The organism is Kitasatospora sp. MY 5-36, assembly GCF_001182915.1.
GTDB lineage: Bacteria > Actinomycetota > Actinomycetes > Streptomycetales > Streptomycetaceae > Kitasatospora.
The window spans coordinates 1-10,944 of the sequence record NZ_LFVW01000397.1 but is presented as its reverse complement, the minus strand read 5'-3'; the positions used below and the strand labels follow the sequence as shown (position 1 = coordinate 10,944).

General features: G+C 71.2%; 9 protein-coding genes and 1 tRNA gene. 4 read left to right on the top strand and 6 right to left on the bottom strand.

All coding sequences use genetic code 11. The features are described 5' to 3' along the window. Positions 1–290: 290 nt before the first annotated feature. Positions 291–362, top strand: a tRNA-Val gene (locus AE652_RS24030). A gap of 75 nt (positions 363–437) precedes the next feature. On the opposite strand, the gene AE652_RS24025 is transcribed toward AE652_RS24030, so the two are convergent. The 6 genes from AE652_RS24025 to AE652_RS24000 form a co-directional block, all read right to left on the bottom strand. Further along, positions 438–992 carry a hypothetical protein gene (locus AE652_RS24025; RefSeq protein WP_049654908.1) on the bottom strand — a complete coding sequence of 185 codons (555 nt, stop codon included), beginning with the start codon at positions 990–992 and terminating at the stop codon, positions 438–440. A gap of 67 nt (positions 993–1,059) precedes the next feature. Then, a complete protein-coding gene (locus tag AE652_RS24020) occupies positions 1,060–1,497 on the bottom strand; it encodes a hypothetical protein (protein ID WP_049654906.1) in 438 nt (145 codons plus the stop codon). Positions 1,498–1,539: 42 nt separating this feature from the next. Beyond that, entirely contained in the window at positions 1,540–2,337 is a 798-nt protein-coding gene (locus tag AE652_RS24015) for a hypothetical protein (RefSeq protein WP_049654903.1), read from the bottom strand. A gap of 28 nt (positions 2,338–2,365) precedes the next feature. Then, a complete protein-coding gene (locus AE652_RS24010) occupies positions 2,366–2,878 on the bottom strand; it encodes a hypothetical protein (RefSeq protein ID WP_159028542.1) in 513 nt (170 codons plus the stop codon). A 61-nt stretch (positions 2,879–2,939) separates the two neighbouring features. Next, positions 2,940–4,499: a hypothetical protein gene (locus AE652_RS24005; protein ID WP_159028541.1), complete on the bottom strand. Its 1,560-nt coding sequence runs from the start codon at positions 4,497–4,499 to the stop codon at positions 2,940–2,942. Positions 4,500–4,588: 89 nt separating this feature from the next. Then, on the bottom strand, positions 4,589–6,055 hold the full coding sequence (locus tag AE652_RS24000) for a pyridoxal-dependent decarboxylase (protein WP_049654898.1): 1,467 nt from the start codon (positions 6,053–6,055) through the stop codon (positions 4,589–4,591). 504 nt (positions 6,056–6,559) lie between these two features. Here AE652_RS24000 and AE652_RS23995 point away from each other — a divergent pair. From AE652_RS23995 to AE652_RS23985, 3 genes are all read left to right on the top strand, one after another. Next, entirely contained in the window at positions 6,560–7,222 is a 663-nt protein-coding gene (locus AE652_RS23995) for an HAD family hydrolase (RefSeq protein ID WP_049654896.1), read from the top strand. 152 nt (positions 7,223–7,374) lie between these two features. Next, positions 7,375–8,103 (top strand): VIT family protein, encoded by a 729-nt coding sequence (locus AE652_RS23990; RefSeq protein ID WP_049654893.1) that lies wholly within the window; start codon positions 7,375–7,377, stop codon positions 8,101–8,103. 151 nt (positions 8,104–8,254) lie between these two features. Then, positions 8,255–10,789: an ATP-dependent Clp protease ATP-binding subunit gene (locus tag AE652_RS23985; RefSeq protein WP_369808324.1), complete on the top strand. Its 2,535-nt coding sequence runs from the start codon at positions 8,255–8,257 to the stop codon at positions 10,787–10,789. The last annotated feature ends 155 nt before the right edge of the window (positions 10,790–10,944 follow it).

Here is a 10,944-nt window from a genome sequence, read left to right as displayed (position 1 = left end):
CGACCGCGGCCAGCGCACCCGCCAGCGCCACCGGCACCACCAACGCGTCGGCCAGTGCCGCTCCCGCCCGACGCCGCCCCCGCCCGCTCCCGCCGGCCACCGTCACTGCGCGCTCCCTGCTCCGACCCGCTGATCCGGCCCCCATTCTCCCCGATCCCCCCGCCGGCCCGGCACCCCCTCCCACCCCGCCCGCCGCACGGCCCCGCCCCTCACCGGGCGCCCGTCCCCCACCACCTCCCGGGACCAGGTACCCTAGGCTCTCGTCGTGCGCCCGGTCGGGCCACGGCAGGGGGCGCGTAGCTCAGTGGTAGAGCGCTGCTCTTACAAAGCAGATGTCGGCGGTTCGAAACCGTCCGCGCCCACAGCAGGGAGCCCGGTGCCCCCGACCGGGATGGTCGGGGGCACCGGGCTCTCGTGGTGTCGGCGCCGGGGCCGGGTCAGACCTCGAGGACCCGCAGGGCGGGGTGGTCGACCGTGTTGAGGTAGAGCTTCTCCTTGGTGCCCTCCTGCTCCAGCTCGACGACCAGCCGGTAGCGGTACAGGCCGGGCTTGGCGGTGCTGAGCACGGTGCCGGCCCAGTAGTAGTAGACCGGGGTCAGCGGGGAGCGCATGCGGTCGGGCATGCCGTAGATCTTGAGCTCGGTGAAGAGCTTCCGCTCGGCCACGTCCTCCTCGTCACCCAGTTCGGTGTCGAGGACCACGATGTTGTTGATCTTGGGCATGGGCGGCCAGGTGCCGTCCAGCCGCCGCTCCATGTCGAGCGGGCGGATGATCCAGTTGATCACCTGGCCCTGCTTGCAGACCGTCTCCAGCTGCCGGGTGCCCTGGCCGGACCCGCCGACGCTGTTGTCCATCATGTACATCGCGTCGCCCAGCGAGCGGTTGGCCGTGGCCCGCTCCATGTTCACGAGCGTGACGACGTTGAGCTGGACCGAGTTCAGCTGCCCGGGGTTCTGCTTCCCCTCGGTGGCGCTGCTTGCCGTGGTTGTCAAGGTTCCTCCTTCGAGCGCGCCGCTCCGGGCGGTCCACCCGCCCGGAGCCGTCCGTTGCGCGGAGCGGTCAGGTGGCCCGGCCGACCAGGACGGGCGACACGGTGGTGGTGATCGGCTCGGCCTGGGTGCCCAGCCGGAACCGGATCCGGTACGGCACGGGGGACGCGGCGTCCTTCTTCACCGTCCCGGTCCAGTAGGCGACGTCGGTGCCCGGGTACACCTTCCGGACCGGCTCGCACACCTCGTGGTCGATCTCGATCCCGTCGATGGCCACGTAGGCCTCGCACTCGAGCGCCAGCACGTTCCAGAGCAGCTGGTCGCCGGCCTTGACCTTGGTCCGCAGCTCCTCGGTGCCGAAGTCGGCGGACCCGCCGGCCTTGTTGGTGTCGTACAGGTACAGGTGGCCGTGGGTGCTCTGGGGCGCCAGCATGCCCACGCAGTCCACCACCGCGGTGATCGAGATCGGGCGCTTCGGCGTGGTCTTCAGCCGTGGCTTGGTGGTCATCTACTCCTCCTCGTCCTTACGGGGACTTCCTGGGACAGCGGTTCAGCCGAAGGCGGCCGGGGCGATCGGCAGGTAGCCCACGCCCGCCCCGGTGAAGCCGTTCCGCTTGGGCTCCGCGGTGATCCGGAGCTTCGACTCGCAGGTGAGGTTGACCGGCTCCCAGGTCCACTCGCCCGCCCGCTGGATCAGCTCGTGGAGCTGGATCCGCATCTTGTAGCTGTACGTGCCGGGCCGGGAGGTGTCGATCGTCGCCGACCAGTACCAGCCGTCGGTGACCAGGTCCGGGGAGCCGTACTCGGCCGGGTAGATGATCTTCTCGTCCACCGCCTCGCCGAAGATGTCGGTGATCACCGGCGCCGGGTAGCTGTGGGTGTCCTGGCCGTGGTCGGAGACCACCCGGCCGGTGACGTCCAGGACCCGCTGCCCGGAGAGGGCCGCGGTGCGCGAGGCGCCGTTGACCCTGGTGCCGACGGTCTGCCGGATCCGGGTGAGCGCGGCCTCGGTGTCGCCGTTCGCGACCCCGGCCTTCTCGCTCAGGTTCGCGAGCTCCGCCAGCGCCTCCTTCTCGGCCGCCCGCGCCCGGGTGGTCTGGTAGCCGCGGGGCACCGTCGGGGGGATCGAACCGAGGCTGTACGGGAGCCAGTTGAGCACCTGCTCGCCGGCCTGCGAGCCGTCGCTCCAGTAGCTGCCGTTGATCGCGGTGACCAGCTCGCCGGTGCCCTGGTTCAGGGAGCCGTGGAGCTTCATGTTGTCGAACAGATAGGTGTTGCCGGTCAGCGTCCGGGACTCCAGCGCGTTGCCGACGTCCACGAGCACGATGATCGCCAGTTGTTGGGCCATGCGCCCACCCTCCTTGTCGGTGTTCCGCCTACAGGCACATCAGTGCGGGCGAGTCGATGTGCAGCACGCTGTGCTCGCCCTCGTACATCTGGAGCTCCAGCCGGTACCGGTACGGCACCCCGGGCACCAGGTACGGCGGGACCACGCCGGACCAGACGTTGAGGTCCAGCTGGCCGGCCGACACCCGGTGGTCGGCGGGCGCAGCGCCGTCCGCGCCGTCCGCCGCACCGGCGTCCACGCCCTCGACCGCGGAGCCGGCCGGAGCGGCGGGGTCGACGCCGTACGCGGCCGCGTCCGCGGCCCCGTCCGCCGGCACGAAGCTGATGCTCCGGATCTCGACGGGCGTCTGCAGGTCCACCGCCAGGGCGGACCACTGGACCACCTGGCCGGGGACCACCACGGTGACCAGGTCGGGCGTCCCCTGGTTCTTGCTGTCGAACGACCCGTCGTCGATCAGGCAGAGGTTGCCGTTGAGCAGCGACTTGTCCGAGAGCGCGCCGATCACGTCCACCACGACGGCGATGTTCACTTGCGGTTTCATCCTCACTCCATTCCTCGAACCAACGTTCCGGAGCGGCGGTCGTACCGCCCCGCCGGCTTGGTCAGCCCCGGTCGCGCACCAGCGGCACCTTGCCGACCGACGTCCGCTCGATCTCCGTGGACGCCCGGGGCACGAACTTGACCAGGAACCGGTAACCGGTCTTCTCGATCGAGGCGGGGTTCGCCTCGCCCTGGTTGAACAGCGAGAGCGAGCGGGGCAGCGCGTTGACGAAGACGTGCTGGACCCCGTACGGGCCGAGCGCGGCGTCCATCCGGTACGTCAGACCGGCGACGTCGTCGACCGAGGCCAGCAGCGTGATCGTCTTGCCCTCGCGGTGGTTCACGAACTGGATCTCGTGGGCCACCACGTCCAGGTCCATCGCGGTGGCCTTGAGCAGGTCGTCCCGCACCGCCTCGTACGCGCGCGGGGCCGAGTACTGGCTGTCGTTCAGGTGCAGGATGTCCCCGGTGCGGCCGGCGAACTCGAACTGGCCGGTCTTCAGCCCGGGCCCGTCCAGCCGGGGGCGGCGGATCATCCGGTCGCCCAGCTTCAGCCGCAGCAGCGGGGCCTCGTGCCCGTGCAGCCGGGTGACGACCAGCTCGCCCTCCTCGCCCTCGGCGACCCAGCGGCCCTTCTCGTCGACGATCTCCACCAGGTGCAGCCCGGGCACGGCCGCCAGGCAGGGGGACTCCTCCGTCAGCTGCAGCCCGATGGTCTCGGCCTGGGTGGCGGCGAAGTAGCTGAGGATCGACAGGTTCGGGTACATCGCCTTGAGCTCCGCCCGCTTGCGCTGCGGCAGCACCCCGCTCCCGTACAGCGCCACCCGGAAGCTCTCCTTGGCCTCCTGGCTCATGCCCGCGCCCAGCTCGCTGAGGATCGCGATGCCGGCGGTGATCCCCATCAGCGCCTTCGGGCCGGGGTAGGAGAACATGTGCTCCAGCACCGGGGCGGTGACCGGTCCAGCGCCGATGTAGTTGACCCCCGGCACCTGGGCCAGCACGCCGCCCACCATGGTGCCGCTGCTCCACATCTGGTAGTCCGCCAGCGTGGTGTACAGCCACTTGGGGTCGGTGCCGGGCAGGTACTTGGCGAGCTGGTAGGTGCCCATGAAGCGGCCGGCCACCTCGTAGGTGTCCCGCAGCTCCCGCAGCGAGTACACCGACTCCAGGGGCGTCCCGCCGCTGGTGCCGCCGCTGGCCACGATCTCGAAGCCGCCGCGCGCCAGCGGCACCACCATGCCCGGGCGCGAACCCATGAAGAACTCGCGCTGGGTCTCCTTGTCCGACAGCGGGATCCGCTGCCAGTCCTCGTACGTCCGCGGGGCGGCGTCGACGCCGGCGCCCGACAGGCGGCTGCGCCAGAGCGGGTTGAGCCGCACCGTGTTGACCATCTGCTGCAGGCGGCGCAGCACCAGGGCGTCCTGGAGCTCGTGCGACACCTCGCTGTACGGCGCCTGGCAGACCCGCTCGCACTCGCGGAGCTTGCTCGCGAACGAGGGGAGCTTCTCCACCGCGTCGACCGACTCCGGATTCAGCTCCCACTCGGGGATCAGCCAGCTCGCCAGTTCGTCGATGCCGCCGGGTGCCGCCGGCCGGTCGGGCGCGACACTCACTGCACTCATCGTCAATTCCCCGTCCTTCTGTTATTCACGTGTTCATGTGCCGTCGTTCGTTCGGCAGGGATTGTTCGGGCACGGTTCTTCGGCGGCCCTCAGCGGGCGTCGGCCAGGAGGTCGGTACCGACCCGCCTGATCTCGCCGAGCAGCATCCGGAAGTGTTCGGCGGTGATCTGGTGGTTCATCATCACCACGCGCAGGGCGGCTACCCCGTCGATGTTCACCTTGGAGATGAAGAAATTCCCCCGGATTTTGATCCGGTTCCTGATCGCCACCTGGAGGCGGTGCACGCCGTCGTCCGGAAGTTCTGCCGGTCGGTAGCGGAAGCACAGGATGTTGGCCTCCGGGCGGTGCAGCGTCTCGAAATCCGGCTCGTCCAGGAGAATCCGGTGGATTTCCCCGGTCAGGTCGCAGAGGTACTCGATCTTCTCGGCGAACAGGGCCGGGCCGTAGACGGACCAGAGGGTCCACAGCGGCATGATCATGGGCCGCTTGGTGCACTCGAAGTTCCGGGCTCCGCTGTCGAGCTCGGTGTAGCGGTCCGGCTCCTCGTCGAAGACGTAGCTGGCGCGTTGCTGGAAGGCCCCGAGGCTGTCCTCCTTGTTCCGGTAGAACAGCAGCGTGCAGGGCGCCGGGACGAACATCATCTTGTGCGCGTCCCAGGCCACCGAGTCGACCTTCTCGATGCCCCGCAGCTTGTGCCGGAGCCGGTCGGAGACCAGCAGGCTGGCGCCGTGGGCGCCGTCCACGTGCAGCCAGATGCCGGCTTCCCGGGCGATGTCGGCGAGTCCGTCGAGCGGGTCGAAGGCGCCGACCGAGGTGGTGCCGGCCGAGGCGACCAGGGCGAACACCTTCAGCCCCCGCTGCTCGGCCGCCGCCAGGGCGGGCCGCACTTGCTCCAGGCAGATCTGCTGCTCCGCGTTGATCGGCAGGCGGACGATCTGCGACTCGCCGATCCCCAGGATCCCGGCCGCCCGCGAGACGCTGTAGTGCACGTCCGCGCCGACCGCGATGGCCGGGCGGGGCAGACCGTCCCCCGACGGACTGCCGTCCGACCAGAAGCCGGGGAACATCTTGTTCCTGGCTGCCAGCAGCGCGGTCAGATTGGCCAGCGACCCGCCCGAGGTGGTCACCATGGCGAAGGAGTCCGGTTCCCACCCGATGAAACGGTTCAGCTCCTCGGCCATGATGCGCTCCGCCACGCTGGGCAGCTGGCCGGCCTCGTAGAACGAGGACGGCTGGTTGACCACCGAGCTGACGAAGTCGACGACCCCGCCCAGCGGCACCACGCCCGAGAACTGCCGGCCCATGTACCCCGGCGAGTGGACCTGGATCCCCGTCCTGATGTACAGGTCGGTGATCGCGTCCAGCCGCTTCTCGTCGAAGGCCGCGATCTTCTCGCGCTCGGAGGTCATCAGGGCCCTGGCGGCCAGGGTCAGCGTTTCGGGGCCGATGAGTTCGAGCCCTCTGATCGAGGAATCGGCCAGATGGCTTTCGAGCCGGTTCAGTACCGTCTCGGAATTCTCCCGGAACAGCTCGGGGTCGAACGTGTCCGCCGGCATTCCGCCGTCGCACGGTTTTCCGACCCCGGGAGTTGCGGAGCGACTCGGCTTCTGAGCGCCGAGCAGCGATCCGACTCCGCTTTTTTGCTCGATCGTCTTCTGATTCGAGCGAGATTCCACCATAGGAGCCCCCCAATGGCCCTTGTTGAGGACATCGAGACTTTCCCTTTCCGGAACGGTGCATGTCCAGCTGGGTCACTCCAACGGGTGAATCTTCGTTTTTTATCGGCGTTCGATTGCGGCCCGTCGCTGAACGACTCCGGTGTGTCACATTCGGCATCGATGCTGGCCAGGGTGGTAGGGCGGCTTGTCACATTTCGAACATTGCAATCGAACGTCGAGGTTGTTATTCGAACGCCAGCCGGGAATGTGCCGTTTTGGCCCCCGGGTCCGCCCGACGGGCCGATTCCGCCCCTTCTGGCCGGTAACGGACCAGGACCGCCGCCCGGTCCTCGTGCCGCACCCGCTACGGGGGCCGGCGATCCCGGGTGATAGGGAGGTGGGATGGCTGAGGTGGCGTTCGACGCGGTGCTGTGCGATGTGGACGGCGTGATCCGGTTCTTCGACGGGAGCCGGGTGGCCGAGCTGGAGCGGGCGGCGGGACTGGCGGAGGGGAGCACGGCGGAGGTCGGGTTCGCGCCGGAGAACGACCTCCCGCTGCTGCTCGGGCGGATCGGGAAGGCGCAGTGGGTGGACTCGATCGCGCGGGGGCTGGCCGGCCGGGTGACGGACGCACAGGCGCGCGCCCTGGCGCAGGCGTTCGCGGACTCGCCGTTCCGGGCGGACGAGGCGGTGGTGGGGCTGCTGCGGCGGGCCCGGGAGCACTGCCGGGTGGTGCTGGTGACCAACGCGACGGCGTGGCTGGACGAGGACCTGGCGCTGCTGGGGCTGACGGACCTGGCGGACGAGGTGGTGAACAGCTCCCGGGTGGGCAGCGCCAAGCCGGACCGGCGGATCTACGAGATCGCCGCCGAGCGGGCCGGGGTGGCGCCCGAGCGGTGCCTGTTCGTCGACGACCGCCAGGAGAACGTGGACGCGGCGGTGGCGCTGGGCATGACCGGGGTGCGCTACCGGGAGCCGGAGGACCTGCGGCGGGCGCTGGCGGCGGTGCTGGACGGGCGGCGGGCGCTGGCGGCGGTGCTGGACGGGCGGGGGGTGCTGGGCTGAGGGGGTGTTGGGCTGAGGGGGCTCGGGCCGGCGGGCGGTGCACGGGCTGAGGGGGCTCGGGCCGGCGGGCCGTGCTCGGCGGCGGGTGGCGGGGCCGGGGGCGCCGGGCGAGGATCGGGGGGACCGGTCGGACCCCTGGGAGCGGTGGGCGGATGGCTGAGCAGGTCGGGGAGCAGGTCGGGGAGCAGGCCGGGGGGTCGCGGGCGGAGCTGTCCTCGCGCCTGAACTGGCTGCGCGCGGCCGTGCTGGGGGCCAACGACGGCGTGGTGTCGACGGCGGGCATCCTGACCGGCGTGGCGGGTGCGGCGGGCTCCCGGACGGCGCTGCTCGCGGCCGGGGTGGCCGGGCTGCTGGCCGGGGCGATGTCGATGGCGGCCGGCGAGTACGTCTCGGTCAGCACCCAACGGGACACCGAGCGGGCCGCGTTGGCGCGGGAGCGGCGGGAGCTCGCGGAGGACCCGGAGGGGGAGCTCGACGAGCTGACCGACTACTACCGGGGCAGCGGGCTGGCGGACGGCCTGGCCCGGGAGGTGGCGACGGCGCTGACCGAGCGGGACGCGCTGGCCGCCCACGCGCAGACCGAACTCGGCATCGACCCCGACGTGTTGACCAACCCCTGGGAGGCGGCACTGGCCAGCGCGGCGGCGTTCACGCTGGGCGCGCTGGTGCCGCTGCTGGCGGTGCTGCTGCCGCCGGAGTCGTGGCGGCTGGTGGTGACGGTGGTGGCGGTGGTGGCCGCGCTGACCCTGTCGGGCTGGGCGAGCGCCCGGCTGGGGGGTGCCGGTCCGGCCCGGGCGGTCCTGCGCAACGTCGTGGGCGGGTTGCTGGCGATGGCGGTGACGTACAGCGGTGGCGTGCTGCTGGACCAGGTCACCGGGTGATCGCGCCCCCGGCCGTACGGGCGGACGGGCGGACCGTGGCGGCGGGGCCCGGGCACGCCGGGTGACGGCCCCGGTCGGCTCGACGGGCGGGCCGGTCCGGCCTGTGTTTGTGTGGCTGCAAACCGCTTGGGAGAGGTGACTTGCCGTGACCATGCCCCCGTTCGGATCGAACGATCCGTTCTCCGACCTGCTCAGCCGGTTCTTCGGGATGAGCCCGCTGGCCTCCCCGCCCGCCGTGCAGCGGGTGCCGATCGGGCGGCTGCTCAGCGAGTCCTCGCAGGAGCTGCTCGCGCTGGCCGCGCAGCGGGCGGCCGAGGACGGCTCCAGCGACCTCGACACCGCGCACCTGGCCTGGGCGGCCACCCGGGTGGACCCCTCGCGCCGGATGCTGGAACGGGCCGGGATCGACCCGGACCGGCTCTCCGGCGACCTGGAGCACGCCCTGCCGTCCGGCAACCCCGAGACGGTGGACGGCCGGCCGGCGCTCACCCCCTCGGCCAAGCGCGCGCTGCTCGCCGCGCACGCCCGCTCGCAGGAGGCCGGGGCCTCGTACATCGGCCCGGAGCACATCCTCGGCGCGCTGCTCGACCAGGAGCGCTCGGGCGCCGGGGTGGCGCTGCGCAACGCGGCGCCCTCGCAGGAGGCGCTGAAGTCGGTGCTGGAGGGCCGCGGCACCGGCGGCGAGCGCAGCAGTACGGGCGCCCACCCGAGCGAGACGCCGACGCTGGACGAGTACGGGCGCGACCTCACCGAGGAGGCGCGCTCGGGCCGGCTGGACCCGGTGGTGGGCCGGGCCGAGGAGATCGAGCAGACCGTCGAGATCCTCTCCCGGCGGACCAAGAACAACCCGGTGCTGATCGGTGAGCCGGGCGTCGGCAAGACCGCGATCGTCGAGGGCCTGGCCCAGCGGATCGTCTCCGGGGACGTGCCGCAGAGCCTCAGGGAGAAGCGGGTGGTCACCCTCGACCTGACCGCGCTGGTGGCCGGCTCCAAGTACCGGGGCGAGTTCGAGGAGCGGCTGAAGAACGTGATCGACGAGGTCACCGCGGCCGAGAAGAGCGTGATCCTGTTCCTGGACGAGCTGCACACCGTGGTCGGCGCGGGCGGTGGCGGCGAGGGTTCGATGGACGCCGGCAACATCCTCAAACCGGCGCTCGCGCGCGGTGAGTTGAGCGTGGTCGGCGCGACCACGCTGGACGAGTACCGCAAGCACGTGGAGAAGGACGCCGCGCTGGAGCGCCGCTTCCAGCCGGTGCTGGTGCCCGAGCCGAGTGTCGAGGAGACGATCGAGATCCTCCAGGGGCTGCGCGACGCGTACGAGGCGCACCACCAGGTGCGGTTCACCGACGAGGCGCTGGACGCCGCGGCGACGCTCTCCGACCGGTACGTCAGCGACCGCTTCCTGCCCGACAAGGCGATCGACCTGCTGGACCAGGCCGGTGCGCGGGTCCGGCTGCGCAGCCTGAGCGGCTCCACCGAGGCGACCGGGGTACGGGACCGGATCACCAAGCTGAAGCGGGAGCTGGACGAGGCCGTCGCGGACGAGGAGTTCGTCCGGGCCGCCAACCTGAAGACCGAGCTGCGGCAGACCGAGGACGAGCTGGCGGCGGTCGCCGAGTCCCGCGAGGAGGTCGTCGACGTGACGGCCGACGACATCGCGCAGGTGCTCTCCTCCCGGACCGGCATCCCGGTCGCGGAGCTGAACGCGACGGACAAGGAGCGGCTGCTCAAGCTGGAGGACCACCTGCACCAGAAGGTGATCGGCCAGGACGAGGCGGTCACCGCGGTCTCCCAGGCGGTGCGCCGCGGCCGGGCCGGGATGGGCGACCCGGAGCGCCCGACCGGCTCCTTCCTCTTCCTCGGGCCGACCGGCGTCGGCAAGACCGAGCTGGCGAAGGCGCTGGCGGCACTGCTGTTCGGCGACCCGGACCGGATGATCCGCTTCGACATGAGCGAGTTCCAGGAGAAGCACACCGTCTCCCGGCTGGTCGGCTCCCCGCCCGGGTACGTCGGCTACGAGGAGGCCGGGCAGCTGACCGAGGCGGTGCGCCGCAAGCCGTACAGCGTGCTGCTCTTCGACGAGGTGGAGAAGGCCCACCCAGACGTCTTCAACCTGCTGCTCCAGGTGCTGGACGACGGGCGGCTGACCGACTCCCAGGGGCGTACGGTCGACTTCCGCAACACCGTGGTGATCATGACCAGCAACATCGGCTCGCAGCGGATCCTCGACCACGCGGGCAACGTGGACGAGATCAGGGACGACCTGATGCGGGACCTGCGGCAGCACTTCCGGCCGGAGTTCCTCAACCGGATCGACGAGGTGATCGTCTTCCACGCGCTCACCCGGAAGGACCTGCTGTCGGTGGTGGACCTGCTGCTGGAGCGCAGCCGGCGGCGGCTGCGGGCCCAGGACGTCCGGCTGGAGGTCACCGAGGCGGCCAAGGAGTACCTGGTCAACCGGGGCTACCAGCCGGAGTTCGGGGCCCGGCCGCTGCGCCGGACGATCCAGTCGGAGCTGGACAACCGGATCTCCAACCTGCTGCTGGACGGTTCGGTGCGGGAGGGGGACACCCTGATCGCGGAGGTCAGCGACGGGGAGCTGGTGGTCACGCTGGCGCGGCCGGAGGCCTCGGCCACCTTCGAGGAGGCGGAGGCGAAGGCCGCCGCCGCTGCCGCCGAGGGCTGATCCGGTCGCGGCGGGCCTGGTTCGGGCGTACTCCAGGGGGAGTACGCCCGAACGCCACTGCTGGAGGACGCGTACGGGCGCGGCGCGGGTCTAGCTTGTGGGCATGATGCCGCCCACCTCCCCGCCGAGCTGGCCTCCTTCAAGCCGACCCTGAT